This window comes from Dorea sp. BIOML-A1 (assembly GCF_009875615.1).
Taxonomy (GTDB): domain Bacteria; phylum Bacillota; class Clostridia; order Lachnospirales; family Lachnospiraceae; genus Dorea_A; species Dorea_A amylophila.
This window is the reverse complement of sequence record NZ_WWSA01000008.1, coordinates 20,823-40,331: the sequence shown is the minus strand read 5'-3', so window position 1 is coordinate 40,331 and position 19,509 is coordinate 20,823. Positions and strand designations below refer to the sequence as shown.

19 protein-coding genes and 1 tRNA gene are annotated in these 19,509 nt (G+C 41.1%); 6 read left to right on the top strand and 14 right to left on the bottom strand.

Translation table 11 applies throughout. From position 1 onward, the window contains the following. Nucleotides 1-14 precede the first annotated feature (14 nt). Together rplC and rpsJ are read right to left on the bottom strand one after the other, a co-directional pair. The gene (gene rplC / locus GT508_RS05045; protein ID WP_055283717.1) at nucleotides 15-695 is read right to left on the bottom strand and encodes a 50S ribosomal protein L3; all 681 of its coding nucleotides are present in this window, start codon (nucleotides 693-695) and stop codon (nucleotides 15-17) included. A 78-nt stretch (nucleotides 696-773) separates the two neighbouring features. Then, nucleotides 774-1,085, bottom strand: a complete 312-nt coding sequence (gene rpsJ, locus GT508_RS05040) for a 30S ribosomal protein S10 (protein ID WP_006427379.1) — start codon at nucleotides 1,083-1,085, stop codon at nucleotides 774-776. A 508-nt stretch (nucleotides 1,086-1,593) separates the two neighbouring features. Between rpsJ and GT508_RS05035 the strand changes: the two genes are divergently transcribed. After that, nucleotides 1,594-2,961, top strand: coding sequence for a sodium-dependent transporter (locus GT508_RS05035; protein ID WP_161143702.1), 1,368 nt, complete (start codon nucleotides 1,594-1,596; stop codon nucleotides 2,959-2,961). 156 nt (nucleotides 2,962-3,117) lie between these two features. Then, nucleotides 3,118-3,990 (top strand): LysR family transcriptional regulator, encoded by an 873-nt coding sequence (locus GT508_RS05030; RefSeq protein WP_161143701.1) that lies wholly within the window; start codon nucleotides 3,118-3,120, stop codon nucleotides 3,988-3,990. 113 nt (nucleotides 3,991-4,103) lie between these two features. Here the strand turns inward: GT508_RS05030 and GT508_RS05025 are convergent, their stop codons facing one another. Next, nucleotides 4,104-5,462, bottom strand: a complete 1,359-nt coding sequence (locus GT508_RS05025; protein ID WP_161143700.1) for a sodium-dependent transporter — start codon at nucleotides 5,460-5,462, stop codon at nucleotides 4,104-4,106. A gap of 965 nt (nucleotides 5,463-6,427) precedes the next feature. On the opposite strand from GT508_RS05025, the gene GT508_RS05020 reads away from it, so the two are divergent. Together GT508_RS05020 and GT508_RS05015 are read left to right on the top strand one after the other, a co-directional pair. Continuing rightward, entirely contained in the window at nucleotides 6,428-7,318 is an 891-nt protein-coding gene (locus tag GT508_RS05020; protein WP_117597704.1) for a permease, read from the top strand. Nucleotides 7,319-7,473: 155 nt separating this feature from the next. Then, entirely contained in the window at nucleotides 7,474-8,013 is a 540-nt protein-coding gene (locus GT508_RS05015) for a YcxB family protein (RefSeq protein ID WP_161143699.1), read from the top strand. Between the two features lie 91 nt (nucleotides 8,014-8,104). Here the strand turns inward: GT508_RS05015 and GT508_RS05010 are convergent, their stop codons facing one another. The 7 genes from GT508_RS05010 to GT508_RS04980 form a co-directional block, all read right to left on the bottom strand. Further along, the gene (locus GT508_RS05010; protein WP_055214632.1) at nucleotides 8,105-8,587 is read right to left on the bottom strand and encodes a glycine/sarcosine/betaine reductase component B subunit; all 483 of its coding nucleotides are present in this window, start codon (nucleotides 8,585-8,587) and stop codon (nucleotides 8,105-8,107) included. Nucleotides 8,588-8,607: 20 nt separating this feature from the next. Then, nucleotides 8,608-9,375: a proline reductase cluster protein PrdD gene (gene prdD / locus GT508_RS05005; RefSeq protein WP_028088466.1), complete on the bottom strand. Its 768-nt coding sequence runs from the start codon at nucleotides 9,373-9,375 to the stop codon at nucleotides 8,608-8,610. A 211-nt stretch (nucleotides 9,376-9,586) separates the two neighbouring features. Then, nucleotides 9,587-10,312 carry a D-proline reductase (dithiol) protein PrdB gene (prdB, locus tag GT508_RS05000; RefSeq protein WP_117597705.1) on the bottom strand — a complete coding sequence of 242 codons (726 nt, stop codon included), beginning with the start codon at nucleotides 10,310-10,312 and terminating at the stop codon, nucleotides 9,587-9,589. Between the two features lie 2 nt (nucleotides 10,313-10,314). Next, nucleotides 10,315-10,614 (bottom strand): CBO2463/CBO2479 domain-containing protein, encoded by a 300-nt coding sequence (locus GT508_RS04995; protein WP_028088469.1) that lies wholly within the window; start codon nucleotides 10,612-10,614, stop codon nucleotides 10,315-10,317. Nucleotides 10,615-10,631: 17 nt separating this feature from the next. After that, nucleotides 10,632-12,488 (bottom strand): D-proline reductase (dithiol) proprotein PrdA, encoded by a 1,857-nt coding sequence (prdA, locus tag GT508_RS04990; protein WP_117597706.1) that lies wholly within the window; start codon nucleotides 12,486-12,488, stop codon nucleotides 10,632-10,634. 204 nt (nucleotides 12,489-12,692) lie between these two features. After that, nucleotides 12,693-14,108: a proline reductase-associated electron transfer protein PrdC gene (gene prdC / locus GT508_RS04985; protein WP_028088471.1), complete on the bottom strand. Its 1,416-nt coding sequence runs from the start codon at nucleotides 14,106-14,108 to the stop codon at nucleotides 12,693-12,695. A gap of 140 nt (nucleotides 14,109-14,248) precedes the next feature. Next, nucleotides 14,249-14,346 (bottom strand) — tRNA-Sec (locus GT508_RS04980). A 294-nt stretch (nucleotides 14,347-14,640) separates the two neighbouring features. Between GT508_RS04980 and GT508_RS04975 the strand changes: the two genes are divergently transcribed. Together GT508_RS04975 and GT508_RS04970 are read left to right on the top strand one after the other, a co-directional pair. Then, entirely contained in the window at nucleotides 14,641-15,675 is a 1,035-nt protein-coding gene (locus GT508_RS04975; protein ID WP_044919936.1) for a proline racemase family protein, read from the top strand. Between the two features lie 166 nt (nucleotides 15,676-15,841). Further along, the gene (locus GT508_RS04970; protein ID WP_028088473.1) at nucleotides 15,842-16,429 is read left to right on the top strand and encodes a TetR/AcrR family transcriptional regulator; all 588 of its coding nucleotides are present in this window, start codon (nucleotides 15,842-15,844) and stop codon (nucleotides 16,427-16,429) included. A 62-nt stretch (nucleotides 16,430-16,491) separates the two neighbouring features. Here GT508_RS04970 and GT508_RS04965 read toward each other — a convergent pair whose 3' ends face one another. The 4 genes from GT508_RS04965 to GT508_RS04950 all read right to left on the bottom strand — a co-directional run bounded on the left by GT508_RS04965 (nucleotide 16,492) and on the right by GT508_RS04950 (nucleotide 19,315). After that, nucleotides 16,492-16,728 carry a DUF3343 domain-containing protein gene (locus GT508_RS04965; RefSeq protein WP_028088474.1) on the bottom strand — a complete coding sequence of 79 codons (237 nt, stop codon included), beginning with the start codon at nucleotides 16,726-16,728 and terminating at the stop codon, nucleotides 16,492-16,494. A gap of 2 nt (nucleotides 16,729-16,730) precedes the next feature. Beyond that, nucleotides 16,731-16,934, bottom strand: coding sequence for a sulfurtransferase TusA family protein (locus GT508_RS04960; protein ID WP_028088475.1), 204 nt, complete (start codon nucleotides 16,932-16,934; stop codon nucleotides 16,731-16,733). 51 nt (nucleotides 16,935-16,985) lie between these two features. Next, nucleotides 16,986-18,083: a YedE family putative selenium transporter gene (gene yedE / locus GT508_RS04955; protein ID WP_055283698.1), complete on the bottom strand. Its 1,098-nt coding sequence runs from the start codon at nucleotides 18,081-18,083 to the stop codon at nucleotides 16,986-16,988. Nucleotides 18,084-18,175: 92 nt separating this feature from the next. Further along, nucleotides 18,176-19,315 (bottom strand): aminotransferase class V-fold PLP-dependent enzyme, encoded by a 1,140-nt coding sequence (locus GT508_RS04950; protein WP_028088477.1) that lies wholly within the window; start codon nucleotides 19,313-19,315, stop codon nucleotides 18,176-18,178. Nucleotides 19,316-19,509 lie beyond the last annotated feature (194 nt).

Genomic DNA, 19,509 nt, shown 5'->3' with positions numbered 1-19,509 from the left:
TCCTTCGCCAAATCTTAGTTAGCTTTTACTGCTTCTTTGATAGTTACTAAAGATTTCTTAGGTCCCGGTACTGAACCTTTAACCAGAAGTAAGTTATTCTCAGCATCAACACGTACAACTACAAGGTTCTGGACTGTAATCTTCTTACTTCCCATATGTCCCGGCATGTGTTTTCCTTTGAATACTTTACTTGGATCTGAACAAGCACCGTTTGAACCAGCATGGCGATGATACTTAGAACCATGAGCCATAGGTCCTCTTGACTGATTGTGACGTTTGATTGCACCCTGGAATCCTTTTCCTTTAGAGATTGCAGTTGCATCAATCTTATCTCCAGCAGCGAAGATATCAGCTTTGATTTCCTGACCTAACTCATATTCGCTAGCATTTTCAAATTTAAATTCTCTTACAAATTTCTTACCTGTAACACCGGCTTTAGCAAAATGTCCCTGCTCTGCCTTTGTTACACCGTGACGGTGAACGATTTCTTTCTTTCCACCTTTGTCTTTGTTGATGATCTTGTCTTTCTTGTCAACGAACCCAACCTGAACAGCTTCATATCCGTCATTCTCAACAGTCTTGATCTGTGTTACAGCGCAAGGTCCTGCCTGAAGAACTGTTACCGGAGTAAGTGTTCCGTCTTCGTTGAAGATCTGAGTCATTCCGACTTTTGTTGCTAAAATAGCTTTCTTCATTTTATTTTACCTCCTGTGATTTACAGCGGAACGCCCTTTTTTCGGACGCTCATCCTAAATTATAGGAATTACTGCTTCTTATTTCATTTTGATATCAATAGCTACACCAGCTGGCATTTCCAGTCTTGATAATGCATCTACAGTCTTCTGTGTCGGTGCAATGATATCGATCAGTCTCTTATGAGTTCTCTGTTCGAACTGCTCTCTGGAATCTTTGTATTTGTGAACAGCTCTTAAGATTGTAACTACTTCCTTCTTTGTCGGAAGTGGTACAGGTCCACTCACCTTAGATCCATTTTTCTTTACAGTTTCGATGATTTTCTTAGCGGATGCATCTACTAACTGATGATCATACGCCTTTAAAGTGATTCTCATTACTTGACTTGCCATAAAAAAAGTCGCCTCCTTTTCGTACTTATAATCGAGTACGACAAGCGGTGACTGTACACTCTCCCGTGTGTGTCGTGAGAACCCACACGTTGTTACCACATCGCAGTGGCTGTTATAGTAGTTTCGTACAGTGACTTGTCGCCAGTTTCCTAACTTGACATTCGCTCCACGGAAAACCTGCTGATCTCCAGCAGCAACCTCACGCTTCAACGCTATCATGTCACAGCTCTCTTAGTATATCCCAATCCGGCAGATAATGCAAGTACTATTTTTGTTTTTTTTACCGTACAATCTTTCAGATTCTCTTTTATATCGGCGCTGTTAATTTTTCGCTAAAAGTATCACTTTTCATTATATCTGCATTATGTTTTCTAATATCTCTATTGATATTTTCATTTTTTCAGACTATACTGTTACTATAAACCAGTGCAGACAGGGAAGTCAGACATCAGAGATGTTTTGCTTCCCTTTTTTGCAAAAATATAATAGAGAATGGAGCGTGTTACATATGAGCGAAAATGGAAATCAATCTCGTGAATGGAGCTCAAGGTTTGGATACATCATGGTTGCGGCCGGTGCTGCAATCGGACTAGGAAACATCTGGAAATTCCCATACCTCGCTTATCAGGGCGGTGGCGGTGTATTTCTGGTCGTCTATATCCTGATTGTTGCCGTCATGGCTCATCCAATGGTAGAGATGGAGACTGCAATCGGACGCCACAGCGCTTCTGACACAGTAACCTGTTTTGAACGTATTAATAAAAAATGGGGATTTGTCGGCTGGCTGGCAAATATCTGTACACTACTTATCAATATGTATTATGTCGTTGTCGGTGGATGGGTACTCAAGTACGCTTTTCAATACATTATAAGCGGCGACTTCGGTTCCGACAAACAGGCCTACTTCACAGATTTTACTACTTCAACTGTCGAACCGATTATTTGGGCTATGATCTTACTGGCATTCGTCTCTATATTGTTACTGTTCGGAATCACCAATCTTGTAGAAAAAGTAACCAAGATTATCATGCCGATACTCTTTCTCTTCCTTATTATATGTGGTATCTGGGCGATCTTTGTAACCGATAACGCAATTGAAGGATTAAAATACTATCTTCTTCCTGATTTCAGCAAGTTCAATTTCACCGTATTTTCCCAGGCTGCAACACAGGTGCTCTTCTCTGTAGGTATCGGCTGGGGAATCTATGAAACACTGGGGGCAAATATTCCAAAAAAGAATAATCTAAAGAGCGATGCCATTCTTGTATCCATCTGCGATACCGGTGCTGCCATCCTTGCCGGCTTTGTAATTATTCCATCCGCATTCGCAGGCGGAGTCGATATGCAAAGCGGCCCGAGCCTGATATTCCTTGTAATGACCGGCATCTTCAGCAAACTGCCTGGAGGACGTCTGATCGGCATCTGTTTCTTCCTTGCGATTGTATTTGCCGTGATTTCATCATTATTTACATTCTTTGAGATTTCTATCCGCACTTTCGAAGATAACCTGAAAATGGGCCGGATCAAGGCAACACTTATCATTTCTCTGATCATCGGGGCCGGCAACATTATCGTTTCTCTCGGATTCGGAGTATTAAGCGGTATAAAGCTTCCATGGCTGGACGCTTCCGGTATATCCTATCTCGGACTCTATGACTGGCTTGACACATTTACCGGATATATCCTGCTTCCGCTCGGTTGTCTTCTTGTCTGTCTCTTCGTATCCAAGGTCTGGGGATTTGAAGAATACGAAAAAGAACTTACGAACAACGGCAAATTCGGAAGAATTACTTTATATGATAAGATTCTTACTCACATTGTCGTTCCGGTCTTCATGGTGATCATTATTCTGAATGTATTTGGATTCATACGCTAAAATCCGGTGTCAGACACCGACACTTTCTTCGGTCATATGATATTTTTAAAAATTTTAATTTTATTTACTTGTAATTTTTATATTTTTTCGCTACTATTAATAAGCAAATAAATTTTCACGAATTTTTGTATTTTTTATACATTGGAGAATAAAAGAATGGACATCAAAAGTTGGAAAATCATGCTGGCCGTAGATGATTACGGCAGCTTTACCCGTGTAGGCGCAGAACTCGGTTACACACAATCCGGCATTACACAAATGATGAAAAACCTGGAAAAAAAGGTCGGATTTCCACTCTATATCAAAGATCACCACGGTATCAGACTTACAAATGAGGCCAAATCACTGATTCCGGCAATCCGCACATTATTGAATGCCGACGAGGTGATTCATCAGGAAATTGCAGCGTTAAACGGTGCTCAAAGAGGCACAATCCGGATCGGTACTTATCTCAGCTGTTCGATTCACTGGATTCCAAAGATCATCCGTGAATTCCAACAGAAGCATCCGGATATTATCATCCAGGTAATCGAGGGTGTTGAAGGCGAACTTGCCGACTGGATTCAGGAGCGCCGCGTAGATATCGGATTTATCAGCCTGCAGAAAAATCATAAGTATCAATTTCTTCCTGTCATGGACGATCCAATGTATGCAGTTATTCCGGAAAACGATCCGCTTGCCAAAGAAGCGGAAATTCCGATCGAAGCATTCGAAGGGGCTCCTTTTATCATCACTGAATATACACCCGGAAGCGATGTGCACCGTGTCTTAAGAAAGAATAAAATCCATCCGGATATCCGTTACGTAACCCGAAATGAATTTTCTTCTCTTTCTATGGTAGAACACGAACTTGGATACTCTATCCTCCCAGGTCTTCTGCTCCGTGGTCAACAAGGAAAATTCGTCAAACGTCCGCTGAAACCAACGATTACCCGGCAGTTAGGCCTGGCCTATTCTTCTTTAGAAGATTTGTCACCGGCTTCCAAGACATTTCTGGAATACGCGAAAAATTTCCTGTTAGATGATTAATCCCGCAAAGCTGCTGTTTTATCTGTATACTTTACTTAACAAACAAAAACCCTGCTGTTTTTCATACAGCAGGGTTTTCTATTATATATAATGTATCAGATGCACTCAATGCCTTAAATAAATCCAAACACATGAAGTATTACAATCAATGTAAGCACCGGACAGATCACTGCCAGAGACAACTTATCATACATAGATAACTTTCCATGTTTACCATTATTCGTAAGTTCTTTTTCATACTCATTAAATCCCCATGCTTTCACAATATAGAAACACGTCAGCAATACGCCCAGAGGCAGGAGTACATAACCACTCAGGCAGTCGCACCAATCATAAATATCATAATAAGCAATTCCCTGAAAACTCGGCCATGGAAGTTTCAACCAGCTAAGTATGCCTTTTGACAAAGAACAGAGAACACTTCCGCCGTACACCAGAGTCGCTGTAATAATCAGAGAAACCTGATGTGACGTATGCGTCTTCTCCTGTACATACATACGCGGAATTTCAAGAATCGTAAAGAATGTTGAAATAACCGCAAAAATCAAAGATGCGAAGAAAAAGATACCAATAATTCTTCCACCCGGTAACGTTTCAAAAATCTGTGTCATTGCGACAAACACAAGCGATGGTCCGGAAGACATCTCACTTCCTGTCCCGACAACAGTCGGGATGATAACAAACCCGGCAAGCAGCGCAATAAAGGTATCGCAGATATCTACCCACCATGCATCCGCCTTCAGATTAGCGTCTTTATTCATGCTCGCACCAAGAGTTGTAAAGATCCCCCATCCAATACCAACAGAGAAACATACCTGCATACATGCATCTGCGAACTGCTGCATTCCGAATTTACTGAAATCCGGCACAAAATAATATTTCAATCCATCCACAGCTCCCGGCACAACGATTAATGCATAAATACCGCATACAAGAAGTAATACCGCCAGCATCGGCATAATCACCTTTGAAGCTTTCTCAACAATATTCGTAATCCCGAAGAAAAGGAAAAAGACAATGATTGCAATAATAATCAGGCTATAGATCAATGGCTGCGTTGTACTGCTGATATAATTATCAAAGTATGCCTGTTTATCCTTGCCAAAATCACCGGACACTACATAAGTAACAAAATATTTGAGTACCCATCCGGATACAACCAGATAATAAATATCAATGAGAAATGTACATACTATATTAATTACTCCGACAAATCGCCATTTCGGATGAATTACGCCATAGCTTGCGGCTGCACTTGCACGTCCTCTACGTCCAACTGCCTGTTCCGCCTGAACGATCGGATGTCCCAGAAGAATACAGATTACAATGTAAATCAGAACAAACGCTCCTCCTCCGTCACCGTAAGCCAGATACGGGAATTTCCAAATATTACCCAGTCCTATCGCAGCACCGGCCGCTACCATAATATAACCGAATCTCGAGAAACTTTTTGCTTCTTTGTGATCACTCATATATAATCACTCCTATCCTTTTAAGTATTCTACATGACCCTTTTATTCCCTGGTTTGATTATCCTTAATTTCTACTGTCTCATTCATACTTTGGTCTAAAACAAAAAGGGCGTTACTTCTCTTTCCTCAAGAAGTAACACCCTTGTCACGTAAAATCTGTTCCTATTATAACAGGCAGGAAATTATCTGTCAATATTTATATTTCGTGCATATTTACATATATTTCCCCGCAAACATTACTATTCACTCATATTTTTTCACAATTCCGACTCTTCAAGCTGCTTCTTGTATATTATTTTTGACATCATTTCTCATTTATTCATTAAAATTGCACGAAAGAGCACCCATCAATTCCACATTTTCTTGTTGCAATGCCAGTTTTTTACATCCTTATTGACATCATCGAATTAACGTGCTATATTAATATCAACTTAAAAACAGACACCAACGGCGGTTCCTTAACAGAATTCTATTATGCGGGAACTGCTCTTTTAGAATCAGACATTATATTGTAGTAATTTGTTTTTAAGAAACCATTATTATGGTTGTTATTGCAGTTATACCTAAGCTGGTCGTTTCCCCCAAGAATGACCTTGCGAAGGTGAACTCCAATTGATATATACATCCTCTATATAGAGGAGCATTCCCCAGCTTTGTATATAAAGACAAAACTGCAATGCAACGAGGAAAAACCTCTCAATGACATACCAATAAGAAAGAGCACGACATGTTCAGATGTCGTGCTTTTTCTTATTGAATCTGTCTATAATTTTCATGTTTGATTGACTTTTAACGATTTAATTGGTAAAATATTAATACAAAGCAATGCGTGAATTTATAGAAAATCTTTACAAATCGGGGTGTATAAGATTTCTTTTTTAAAGTGCTAAAATACATTTTGCACTTATGCATTCACATGTATAGCTTGTCAACAATTAAATATGAAAATCTGGAGGGATGAATTTATGTTATTAGCGATCCAAATTTTATTAGGTGTTTTGTTCGCCGGAACAGGTATCGGCCTTGTTGTCGACATAGGCAAGAACCGCATGGATGAACTCAAAGGTTCTACAGGTAAGCAGTGGGGTTCCGCTTTTGCGGTTGGTATCATAGCCAACTTCCTTGATACTTTAGGATGTGGTTCCTATGCACCATCAACATTCATGTACAAACTTTTTAATCAGATTGATGATATCAACATTCCGGGTACACTGAATGTTGGTGACACATTCCCAGTTATTTTTGAGGCATTCATCTTCACAACTTCTGTAGAATGTGATCCTATCTTCTTATGGGTAATGTATATCTGTGCCGCTGTTGGTTCATTCGGATTTGCATCCATCGTAACAAAATGGCCACGTAACAAGATCAGAATTGCTCTTGGAACCATTATGATTCCTCTTGCTGCGATCATGCTTTGCAAGAACTTAGGTGTCGGACCTTTCGGTATTGTTGGTACTGCAACAGGATTAAGCGGATGGAAACTGATCGTTGCCGCAGCTCTTAATATCTTATGGGGTGCTTTAATGGATATCGGTTTCGGTCTTTATGCACCATGTATGGCAACATGTCTGCTTCTTGGTGTTGATGCTGCTACATGCTTCCCTGTATTCATGGGATCTTGCGCATGCTTAATGCCGGCTTGTTCTATCGAGTTCATTAAATCACACAGATATGACGTACCACACACAGTCGGTAATGCGCTCGGCGGATGTATCGGTGTATTCATTGCATGGAAAGTGGTTACAGGACTTCCGATGTTCTGGCTCATCAACTTAATTTGTATCGTTCTTCTTTGGACTTCTTACACATTACTTAGTGCAGCAAAGAAAGATAAAGCAAAAGGTATTGCTTAATATCCGCAAAACATATAAATAAGCAATGCACTTATTTAAACAAAATAACATCCGGATGGCAGTCTTAACAGACTGCCATCTTTATATCCTGACACACAAGAGGAACTGCCTGTGCAGTTTCCACGCATTACAATTTTATTTATGGAGAATATCATATGTTTGTTAACGAATATGTAATGACACGCAAGCGTTATGACAAATGGGCAGCTCCAAAATTCTGGAAGCTTCCCATCTTTTACGTATATTGTATAATCTTCGCAGCCGGAACTTTTGGCTGGATTTATTTTCATCATGTAGGCGCTTCGCTCAGATGGCAGTCTGTTGGTGCTACACTTTCCTTTATAGCCCTCTACCGCGGAGTATTTTTCAAATGGATGCATGCTGACAAAACTTTCCGTGTGACACGCGCACAATATTTCAATGGAAAAGACTGGACATGTAAAGTGATGATCCGTGAGAAAGATATAGCACTCTTTATCAACAATAAGATCAACAATCATGTAAACTGGGAAGATCTCACAAAATTTGAAGAAGCAAAAACTTATTATAAATTAACTTCCAAAGATCAGATAGAAGGAATTATGCTTGACAAAGACTCTTTTACAGAAGGGGATTCGAGCAGTTTTAAACAATGGATGTTAGAACAGCATCCGGAAATCAAATACGGACCTATTGATCCGGCATTTGACAAATAGAAAAAGAGAAGATTTCCATCGCAAAATGTGGTAATCTTCTCTTTTTACAAGTTCTCCGTTTTCCTTTTTTCAGACATTCTGTCCAGATATTTTAACGTCCTTCCAGTTCGTCTTTATGGCGCATCTTGAGTTTCAGAAGTGCCTTCGCCTTCAGACAGTCTACTTTCACCATATTATTTTCTCCGACAACGTCTGTTTCTGTGCCATCGGCACTCTTATTAATATCAATGATTCCATCCAGATAATCATTGACTACAACGAACTTCGCAACCGTTCCGCTGAAATTAAGTCCCGTTACCGGAATTCCACGAATACCAAGTTGTTCACATGTGTTGGTATAATCCACATCACTATTTCCCCATCCATCTGATGATATGATCACACCATCTGCACGCATACACTCAGCCATTGCTGCCGCTCTGGTTCCAACCAGCATCTTATCTTTATTATCATCCGGAGTCCCTACTATAATAAGTCCAAGAAGGTCCAGATCTGTATCCTCAGATACGACTTCCAGAAGAGGATCTCTGAAATGATGTAATGATGTTTCTTTTGTCGATGGTCCAATACCCATAACTTCTGCACCTCCTATTATTACTGCATCGAACGGATAATACCGTCTCTGTACTCATTTGGAGTAATCATAACCGGCATATTACCCATATCGATAATTGAACGTCCGCCTTCAACCCCTGACGGTTCATCCGGGAACATCCACGTATCATACATAGCTCCCTGACCTGCAACCTGACGGATAATGACAACCTTCTTCTTTCCAGGTCTCACCTTATCATGATATTCATGCCGTTCCGTACACTTGTCCCCTTTGAACTTTTTCAGTTTATCCCTGTATGTCTGAATAAATTCATCACACAATCTGTGCGCAGTAAATGGTCCATGTCTCTCCTGTCCCATTCCGGCCGCAAATGTAACATCAAAAGAAATGATATAATCATCATCTCCCGGTGTACCTGCACGGTTTAAGTATAACTGTTCTTTCAGATTCCCTTCCGATGAACCAAATTCGTGACACTGCTTTCCATTCACATCAACGCCTGTCAGCATTACATATACACCGGTTATGGTGTGAGTAATTCCTTCTCCCAATTTACCAAGCACTTTTGTTGAGATTGGAATGATATCCATGATCGTGTTCGTCCATCTGTCGTGGTCTCCCGGTTTTATGATCTGAATATCAATCTTCTCAATACAATCATCCTGTGCAACAAGCTGATCGATCATCTCTTTACTGACTGTCATATGTCCATCCGTTGTGATATTATTGTGTTCACCCCATTCCACATCTGTCATATGAAATGCTTTGATCACAAGGCGTCTTAAGTCTATCTCTTTCTCAGCCATCATGTCACCTCCTATATTCTTAAGGCATATCTCTTTCCTGTACCATTCAGGAAATTAAGCATATCTCTGCCCCTTTCTATGCCTTCTCCATGTCTCTAGTATACAATATACTGCAAGAAATTCCAATATATTGTCTCATTCTTTTTTTAAAAAAGGGCAGATGCAAAATACATCTGCCCTTCTTAAGATCAACAATATTCCTTAAATAGAATTAGATCTTAGCAACATACTCGAATGGCAACGGAACAATCTTTCCTGGAGTTTCGATTTTCTCTAACTGCTCCAGAGTTGCCTTTACGATCTGTGTCTGCTGTTCTACGTTGTGAGGACCACCCGCATTAGCACCCATAGGTACCAACGGAGCTACCGCACGAGGAGTACCAGTCTGACGAACAACTGGTGGAAGAGCTGCAATAATAATTGTAGGAATTCCAGCTTCTTCAATCGCTCTCTGCACCAATACTGCAGAGCGGTGGCAGGTACCTCAGCCAGCGGTGAGGATTACTGCGTCAACATCCTCATTTTTGAACATTTCAGCGATAGCAGGACCAGTTTCATGTTTGAATTTCTCCTGGTTTCCACCACCACCCATGAATCCAGCATGTACAGGAGCACAAGCTCTGATAAATCCTTCTGCAGCTAATTCATGAATTCTGTCAATTGGGAACATACAGTTGATGTCCTTGTTAACATCACTGTTATCATATCCACCGTGTGATACCATCAGATCACTAGATGGTGTAGTGTTTTCGATCTTTCTCCATGTGAAGTCACCAGCAAGGTTAAATCTCTCCTGGCTCTTCTTGTGAACACCTGCTGCTGTTGCAAGAGCGATAGACATATCTTTTAACTCTTTTGTTACAGGAGCCCATACTGACGGTGGAGTAATAGGAACGAATATTTCAGACTGTAAGCCTTTAACAACCGTTAAACTCATTTTTAATCCTCCTTATTAGCATCCAAACGTGCTTGCATTTCTTGTTGTTTGCGACGTTCTTTTTCAATATTGCTGACGTATTTCTCATTTACTTCCGGTCCGAGCTGTTCCGGAAAACTCATGTTCCAGCCAACTTCCTGACCTACTTTCGGTTCTGTATCGCAGATGAACATTCTCTTCGGAGCTTTAAAGAACCCCAGACGTCCTTTCAAGTCGATGCTGATGCTACAGTCATCAACATCTACGATCACACCTTCCATATAAATGATCTTATCGCCATAGTGTAAACGTTCATTATCCATTATGATAACACCCGATCTTAGTCGTATTTTTCTTTACGTTTCTGGCTCATCGGCAGAGACTGTTCGTTGTCTACGAGTTCAATCTTCTTACCGCAAGCTGCTTCGATCAGCTCTACGTTTGTAGATTTAACGTTTGGATTCCACTTCTTCTCAGCGGCCTTTACTTCTTCACCAGCCATAGCTGCTTTCAGCATAGCAAGAGCACGGATACCCTCTTCCTGGCAAAGTGTATTACATCCAAGTACCTCATTCTCGATACCAGACTCTGATTTGTTATTGTCAACCATGTACTGCATGTACTTGTTACCAACAACAAGTGCACCCTGAACAGCGCAGAATGAAAGTCCTACTACAGGAATTCCTCTCATACCGATCTGCTCGATGTGGCTTGCGAAATCAATGTGGTTATTTCCGAATCCTTCTGTTGTAACGAAAGCTCCGTCAACATCCATCATTTCTACAGTATGTCCTACACGACGAGATACATAGTACTTCTCAGCATTGATCTGAGGTGATCCTACGAATACAACTCCGCAAAGGTCAACTTCTTCATCATGTAAAGCTTCAAGTACAAGTGGCTCTCTCCAGTAATGTCTTGACATCTCTTTAGATGCAGGTCCGATACATGTTAATGCATGGATACATCCATCAAGTACCTCAAGTGGAGATACGCATACAGGTACGTTTCCTAAGTCTACGTTAGCTCTTGCGCCAAGGATACCAACTGGTTCTACAGGAAGGATGAAGTTATCATGCATAGCTCCCTGTCCCATGATCTCTTTTACGATTACGACTTTCTTCTTACCTGGACGACGGATAGATTTCAGTTCTTCGTCTTCAACGATGAAGCTGTCATCTAATTCTTTCATTACTTCACGGATTTCCTGAGTAATGATATCGAATGCTGTATGTGCAGCCATAGGTCCACGACGTTCCATGTTAGTCTTTTCCTGAACTACGATGTTACCTTTGATAAAGATTTCTCCCTTATCCGGGCATCCAGGACGTCCCCACATGATGTTCTCGTCAAGGTATCCTTCTGAAGAACCGAACTCACCAATCTGAACTCCGCCTTCATCTGTTCCTGTCAGCATCATAACAACGCCGTCAAGTACTCTTGTTGCGCCTTCACCAAGGATTGCATCGCCTTCTTTTGTAGCGATTGGCTGAACATCCATGATTGTCTCTGAGTATGTGTGGTATTGGTCAGGAGTGATGATTTCAAGATGGAAATCTTTAACCAGTTCCTGATTAGCAATTACTTCTGCTTCAATTCCTTCACGGATGTAAAGAGTTGTTCCTTCGATCTTTGTCTCTGGTCCTCTCTTAACCTCTGTGATCTTAATGTGTCTTCTTGTTAATGTTCCTACTACTTTTGTTTCTTCAACAGGTGCTTCTGCTGTTGCTGTAGCTGCTACTGCTGCTGCAGGTACTTCTGCTACTGCTTCTCCTGTTGCTCCAAGAGCTCCAACCGGAATTTCAAGATTGATATCTTTTCCTTCTCCGATATGGATCTTGAGTGTTCCTCCAGCTACTGTTGCTGCTGTTGCAACTGGTGCTGCCGGTGCAGCTTCCTCTGCTGGAGCTTCTTCCTCTGCCTTTTCTTCTGCTGGAGTTGTAGGTGCTTTTACACCATCCAGAACATCATTTGTTAACGGGCAAAGAGAATCACATGTTTTTGTAAGTTTTGCACCCAGTACTTCTTCAATAGTAAGGCATCCGTCCAGGTTTAATAATCCTGAATCTACCAGATCATCAAAGATTGCTGGATCTTCGAGGTTCGCCGGTTCAATTGTGATACCAGCTTCTGCTCTACAGCACAGTACTGCAGGATCATGAGCATGTGCTTTTGCTGTTTCAGCTGTGATTGACATATTGTTTTCCCTCCTTGTTTTGTTTCGGTACATTGTCCCTTACGGGATATTGTAATTTTAATATATATACAGTTACATACAACATTCAGAAGAACCTCTCAATTACTTCTGGCGGGCAAAAGAATCGGGGGTCTTCTACCTCATTGTACGCAACAGTAATACCATAATATAATTTTGATAATATTGTGTCATTTCGGACAGTGATTAAAAATCAATATCCTGACTTACTTCTTTTGAAACCTTCAGGCTTCTGTACAGCGGATGTCCAACTGTTCTCATAACGTGGTCTGTCTGATGGAATACTTTCAGTCCCATCTTCGGTCCTGACGCCATTACAGTATTTGAACAGTCTGAGCAGTTACCGATCAGAATGTATTCACATTTGTCTTTCTTGAACTGCATATTGTTCTTAACCTGTCCAGGACAGTTACCAGGTCTTAAGCACTTCAGTGGTGCTCCCGGTTTATTTTCAATTGCCTGTTTACATTTGCACATAGATACTACTTTTGCATTCATCTTAGAAGCGATCTCACGCATACGCTCTTCGCTTCCGCCGCAGGCACATACAAGAATTCCCATTGTTGCTCCGTGGAGATCCGGGAACTCGACTGTTACAAGGATTGCTCCTGTCGTCTTGGTTGTTGGTGCATCTAATGTAGTAGACTTTCCTGTGAAAGCTCCACCCATGATGATCTCGCCATATTTTCCGTCGATTCCGCCGGCTTTTTCGATCATCTCTCCAACGCTTACACCTACCGGTACATCGAAGAATACATGTGCTTCATTTCCACCGTTTAATTTACCACGGACTGTCATATTCTTGCTGATACAAGGTTTCTTTTCATCAACCGCTTCAGCAATCTTACAGACAGTTTCTACATTGATAACAACAGATCTAGCTGCTGATGGAAGCTGTGTAGTTGTGAGTAATACCCCAAGACACTCTCTTACTACTGCACGTTCCTCACCCATCGGGTAGATATCAGCCATCAGGTGCATCTTGATATCAGGCTCATTCTCAAGAGCTTTCTGTAATACCTTGATTGCTTTATGATGTTTCTTCTTAATAGCAATAATTGCTTTCTTTGCGTGAGTGATTTCCATACTATATTTAATACCACGGATTAATTTATCACTCTGCTCTTCGATCTGTCTTGTGTTGTGTTCCAGTCCCGGTTCGCATTCAGCTGCATTTACAAGAATGTATCCACAATCCAGTTTGAAGTCTTTCGGAAGCTCTGGGTTGATCTCAGGATCAAGCTCACCCATCGGAGTTTCTTCTAAATTAATATTAAGTTTTACTCCTGTCGGGAATCCAGCTCCTCCCATTCCTACGATTCCGGCTGCTTTCACCAGATCAAGCTTTGATGACTCATCTGTGATACCTTCTACTGATTCGGTAACAGGAACGAATTCATCCGGCTGTTCAGCGGCCGGCTCGATGATGATGCGGTCTTCTGTAATCTCTGTTACTTTTCCATACACGCTTGAAAAAATGTTAGCTCCCAGGCCTGTTGGTGTAGCAATGAGAGTACCTTTTTTCACCTCAGCACCAACTTCTACACATGGTGCACAAGGAGCGCCAACATGCTGGCGTAATAACATCTGTACATTTCCCATGACACACTTCTCCTTTTTAAATATTTTATCTAAGTCAAAACGAAACTATACAGTTCGTTTACTTATTCACATTTTTTTCATTATAGATAAATTCTATAAATTCATCTTCGCCATTTTTTTAACAGAATTGCTTGTTTTTTTGGCGGAGGCATGTGGGAATCGAACCCACCCAGGACGCTCTTAACGCCCTACACTAGTTTTGAAGACTAGGAGGCACACCAGTTACCCAACTACCCCCATGTGCCTATTAACCATATCACATTTATCCTTATTTTTCAACACTTTTATTTATTTTTATAATACCAAAAAATCATTGACTTTTCAAGGGATTTCGTACATAATGAAATCAACAGATTGAACACGATACTAGAACATAGTCTATTTGTTAATTTTATATCGTAATATTTGTTAATTTTATATTTTTATTTTTTACCCATAGAAAAAGGCACTACGAAAATATAGATGTTTTCAATGTGTTTTTATAAAAACTTATAGATTGTTTCTATAAGAAAATCATAAGGAGGTAAGGATTATGAAGTTAGAAGCAAAAGTTAACTTCGACCGGTTTGAAGAGGCACTTCAGGTTGTAGATGCTCATACAGCCGGTGAGTTCTGTCGTATGGTCATCGGAGGATTCCCTGAGCCAGAAGGCAGCACAATGATCGAAAAGAAAAAATGGATGGAGGAAAAATACGACCACGTTCGTACAGCATTAATGCTGGAGCCGAGAGGACATCACGATATGTTCGGTGCTTTCCTTTGTGAGCCGATCCACGAAGAAGCAGATCTTGGGGTAATCTTCATGGATACAGGCGGATACCTGAACATGTGCGGACACTGTACGATCGGAGCTGTTACAGTAGCCCTTGAAGCAGGTCTTGTTGAATGCCACGAAGGAGAGAACGAAGTTGTTCTGGATGCTCCTGCAGGAATCATCAGAACAAAAGCTCATGTAAAAGACGGAAAGGTAACAGATGTAACTCTTACAAACGTACCTGCATTCATTTACAAAGACAACTTAACAGTTAATATCGACGGAGTAGACATTCCTTATACTATTTCTTTCGGTGGAAGTTTCTTCGCACTGGTTGATACTACAAAGCTTGACATTGGCGAAATCAACGCTAAGACAGTTCCTGCTTATACAGAACTCGGAATGAAGATTCGTGATAAAGTCAACGCAGAAGTTAAGATCCAGCATCCAACTCTGGACATCACAGAAGTTGACCTGGTTGAGTTCTACGGACCAACACCGAATCCGGATCAGGCTACAATGAGAAACGTTGTTGTATTCGGAGATGCTCAGGCTGACCGTTCACCTTGCGGAACAGGTACAAGTGCCAAACTTGCTACTCTTCACGGATGGGGCGAACTCGGAATCGGCGAAGAATTTATTTATGAAAGTTTCATGGGAACACGCTTCAAAGGTGTGATCAAAGAAGAAACTAAGATCGGTGATTACGATGCAGTAATCCCAATGATCACAGGAAGTGCATATCTTACAGGTGTTGCTACTTACTTAATTGACTCTACAGATCCATTAAAATATGGTTTCCTTGTAGGTTAATGCATATTCGGGGTTGAATTAGATTGCATTATCATATATGATGATAGAAGCGGATTCATATGATCCGCTTCTATTTTTTTACTTAGACAGCGTTTTCATGTTCAGAGAACTATTATCCGGGCGTGTTCTCCTGTTATATAAATACCAAGAGAAAGGAATGATCCGAATGCCGCGTAAACGCAGATCCACAAAAAGCCGTATTGTCAAAGCAGCCTGGAATCTTTTCTACAAAAACGGTTATGAACAGACCACTGTAGAAGATATTATCAATGCCGCCAAAACATCAAAAGGCACATTTTACCATTATTTTAAAGGAAAAGAAGCGCTTTTAAACTCTCTTTCCTATCTTTTTGATCAGAAATACGAAGACCTTGCCGCCGTGATCGATCCGAATCTTTCCAGTTATGATAAACTATTATTTTTGAATCACGAATTATTCTACATGATCGAGACCAGCGTGGATATCCATTTGCTTGCATACCTTTATTCTTCGCAATTGATCACCAAAGACAAGAAATCCCTTTCCGACAAGAAACGGATCTATTTCAAATGGCTTACAGAAATTATGGAAGAGGGGCTTGCCAAAGGAGAATTCAAAAGTACAAGCACCGCCGCTGAACTCATGGATATCTATGCTATGTACGAGCGGGCTCTTTTATATGACTGGGCATTGTTTAAAGGTAAATTCTCACTGACTGAACGTTCTGACAAACTATTGCCTCATGTACTGGACACATTTGTAGAAGGAATTTAATATCAAAAAGGCGATGCTAACAGAAGATTTCGTATCTTCTCCTCTATTAGCATCGCCTTTTACTACACCAGACATTCATGAACATCTTCCTGTTCGATTCCGACATCTTTCATCACATCAAGAATCTGTTCCCTGTCTGTCAGGTCTGCACACCAGGAAAGTCCACAGCCCGCTGAAATTGCTCTCGGAACCGGAATCAGTCTTCCCGGCACACTTCTTTCCTTGCATATCTTTTCCATCGCCATTGCATCCGATGTTGTATGGAATGTTACAACAAGTTTCATTACTTTTTTTCTCATGTTTACTCAATCACCACTTCGTAGTAACCGTCTTTCTGCACAGATGTTGGCTTTTTACCTTTATCTTTGGCAAATTTCTCAACATTCATCATCTGATGCGGCTCTGTGACAAGAATTTTCACAGGTCCTGCTGCTCCTTTTAATGCCTCTGCTGTCAGCATCAAAGGTTCCGGGCAAGAAAGACCTCTTGCATCTACTTCTTTCATAATTTAATTCCTTCTTTCCTAGAATACTATGTATTTACACATATTTCAATCTTATTTTGCTTCTTCTCTCTTATTTGTAAATGCTATAATGAAGCAGATCACAATACAGATGATACATGCCACTTTTCCATTTACCGGTACCGCACCTGCTACCACTTCTTTCGTCTCTGGATTCAGAGCTGTTCCACTTGCTGCAAGTCCAAAATTATGGCAGATTGCAGATCCGACAAACATTCCGACAACCGTTACAGCCGAATCCGAAGAGCCCTGCCCTGCAAGGATCAGCTGACGAAGCGGACATCCACCTGCAAGAACTGCTGCAAATCCCACAGTGTACATTCCCAGGATATTCCACAAATGTTCCGAATGTGCGATGACTCCCGGTGTATTGAATCCTACCACGAAACGTCCTGTCGCAATATTGAATACCAGCATAACAACAAATAAACCTGCAATCACGCTGATCAGATCGAAGTTCTTCATCAGGATGATATCTCTAATACTACCCGCAAAACACATTCTTGACTTCTGTGCAAATGCACCGAATACAAGTCCGCCTACTAAAGATGCGATGATTGGTGCATGCATACTTCCCGGTCCTGCCTGGCTTGCTTTAAAAAGCGTTGTACATGTGGCAAGGATAAGAATTCCAACAACGACCGCCGGAAGCACTGCTCCACTTGACTTATTTGTAATATGTGCTCTTCCAAGGCTGAAACCATTCTTTAATGCAAACACTCCTGTTCCAACTCCAAGAATAAAGCCAACAAATGCAACCCATGCATTCAGATCACCTGCTGACATACGGATCACCATACGGAGCGGACATCCAAGGAATACCAGTGCACCGATCATAATGATTACACCAAGTACAAAACGAATCATCGGAGATGATCCTGCCGTTGAGCGATATTCTTTTGTTGCCACAGAAATGATAAATGCTCCCAGTACAAGTCCGATGATCTCAGGTCTTGCATACTGTACCACTTCCGCCTGATGCAGTCCCATTGCTCCTGCCGTATCGCGGATAAAGCATGCAATACAGAATGCCATGTTTGCCGGATTTCCAAGTGCTGCGAGGCATGCCGCTACAATACCACATACAACACCGGCCAGCGCCAGTTTTTTCTTTGAATCTGATAAATTCATTCGTATTTCCTCCTACACTCTCATTTTTGCATTTCCCCATAACTTATGCCTGACATACTTTTTTATGAATTTATATCATTTTTCATACATATTTACGGTTCTTCTGCCAGTTCGTGGATAGCTCTTACCGCTGCATCCACTTCTTCCTCCGTGTTGTAATGCGAGAAACTGAATCTCACAGCTCCCTGCTCTACCGTTCCGAGTGCTTTATGCATAAGCGGTGCACAATGTCCTCCTGATCTGGTAGAAATGTTATATTCCATAAGAAGCTCATCACTCACTTCTGAAGAATCATAATCACCGATGTTCAAAGTTACGATCGCACAGCGTTCTTTCTGACTGTAATCCCCATAAATCTTAACGCCCGGGATATCTTTTACCCCGTTATAAAATCTCCACATCAGTTCCTGCTCTTTTCTGCGGATATTGTCTATTCCTTCTTTTTTCAGATACCCAAGAGCCGCATGCAGTCCCGCAATGCCATGCCCATTCAATGTTCCTGCTTCCAAAGCTGTCGGCATCTGTACCGGATGTTCCTTACTGTATGTCTGGATCCCGCTTCCGCCTGTCTTCAGCGGTCTTAACTCTATTCCTTCTTTTACATATATTCCACCTGTTCCCTGTGGTGCAAGCAGTCCTTTATGTCCGGTAAAACACAGAATATCAATATTCATCTCCTGCACATTAATCGGGAAAACCCCTGCTGTCTGAGATGCGTCTACCACAAACATCAGTCCATGTGCATGCGCCATCTTCCCTATGACTGATACATCTACATAATTCCCTGTAAGATTCGATCCATTTGTACAAATGATCATCTTCGTATTTTCTTTTATCGAAGCTTCCATCTGACTAATGTCAGGCATTCCCTTCTCATCACACCTTATAATGGAAAGTTCTACTCCATTTTTCTCCATCTCATATAAAGGACGCAGCACCGAATTGTGTTCCAAAACAGTTGTGATCACATGATCTCCCGGATTCAGGCTTCCCTTTATTGCAATATTCAGACTCTCTGTCGAATTCGAAGTAAATGCAATCCGTCTTGCATCTTCTGCCCCAAACAATTCCGCCAGTCTGTCTCTTGTATCATAGATAACCCTGGATGCACTGAGTGCCGCCTCACTTGCACCGCGGCCGGCATTTCCCATTGAATTCATAGCGTTTACTACTGCATCGATCACTTCCTGTGGCTTATGCATTGTCGTCGCAGCATTATCCATATATATCATACTTGATTCCTCCTAATATCTTCCCCGCATATGATTCAAGTATTATTATAAAAACACCCCGTTTATACAATACTCATTTATTTCCGAACAAATTTGTACATTATTCATATGCTTTCAGTATAGTCCATTTTCCTCTTTTCGTCTAATTGAAACATTATATGAACCCACCGTATTAATAGATTTTTTCTATTATT

Excerpts from the sequence above, each read along its gene's own strand:
- rpsJ (WP_006427379.1), bottom strand. The coding sequence starts at position 1,085 with ATGGCAAGTCAAGTAATGAGAATCACTTTAAAGGCGTATGATCATCAG.
- GT508_RS04970 (WP_028088473.1), top strand. The coding sequence starts at position 15,842 with ATGCCGCGTAAACGCAGATCCACAAAAAGCCGTATTGTCAAAGCAGCC.
- GT508_RS05030 (WP_161143701.1), top strand. The coding sequence starts at position 3,118 with ATGGACATCAAAAGTTGGAAAATCATGCTGGCCGTAGATGATTACGGC.
- GT508_RS04995 (WP_028088469.1), bottom strand. The coding sequence starts at position 10,614 with ATGGATAATGAACGTTTACACTATGGCGATAAGATCATTTATATGGAA.
- GT508_RS05020 (WP_117597704.1), top strand. The coding sequence starts at position 6,428 with ATGTTATTAGCGATCCAAATTTTATTAGGTGTTTTGTTCGCCGGAACA.
- GT508_RS05025 (WP_161143700.1), bottom strand. The coding sequence starts at position 5,462 with ATGAGTGATCACAAAGAAGCAAAAAGTTTCTCGAGATTCGGTTATATT.
- prdD (WP_028088466.1), bottom strand. The coding sequence starts at position 9,375 with ATGGCTGAGAAAGAGATAGACTTAAGACGCCTTGTGATCAAAGCATTT.
- GT508_RS05015 (WP_161143699.1), top strand. The coding sequence starts at position 7,474 with ATGTTTGTTAACGAATATGTAATGACACGCAAGCGTTATGACAAATGG.
- GT508_RS04975 (WP_044919936.1), top strand. The coding sequence starts at position 14,641 with ATGAAGTTAGAAGCAAAAGTTAACTTCGACCGGTTTGAAGAGGCACTT.
- GT508_RS04960 (WP_028088475.1), bottom strand. The coding sequence starts at position 16,934 with ATGAAAGAAGTAGATGCAAGAGGTCTTTCTTGCCCGGAACCTTTGATG.
- prdC (WP_028088471.1), bottom strand. The coding sequence starts at position 14,108 with ATGGGAAATGTACAGATGTTATTACGCCAGCATGTTGGCGCTCCTTGT.
- GT508_RS04965 (WP_028088474.1), bottom strand. The coding sequence starts at position 16,728 with ATGAGAAAAAAAGTAATGAAACTTGTTGTAACATTCCATACAACATCG.
- rplC (WP_055283717.1), bottom strand. The coding sequence starts at position 695 with ATGAAGAAAGCTATTTTAGCAACAAAAGTCGGAATGACTCAGATCTTC.
- GT508_RS05010 (WP_055214632.1), bottom strand. The coding sequence starts at position 8,587 with ATGGGTATTGGACCATCGACAAAAGAAACATCATTACATCATTTCAGA.
- GT508_RS05035 (WP_161143702.1), top strand. The coding sequence starts at position 1,594 with ATGAGCGAAAATGGAAATCAATCTCGTGAATGGAGCTCAAGGTTTGGA.
- yedE (WP_055283698.1), bottom strand. The coding sequence starts at position 18,083 with ATGAATTTATCAGATTCAAAGAAAAAACTGGCGCTGGCCGGTGTTGTA.
- prdA (WP_117597706.1), bottom strand. The coding sequence starts at position 12,488 with ATGTCAATCACAGCTGAAACAGCAAAAGCACATGCTCATGATCCTGCA.
- GT508_RS04950 (WP_028088477.1), bottom strand. The coding sequence starts at position 19,315 with ATGATATATATGGATAATGCTGCGACGACAATGCATAAGCCACAGGAA.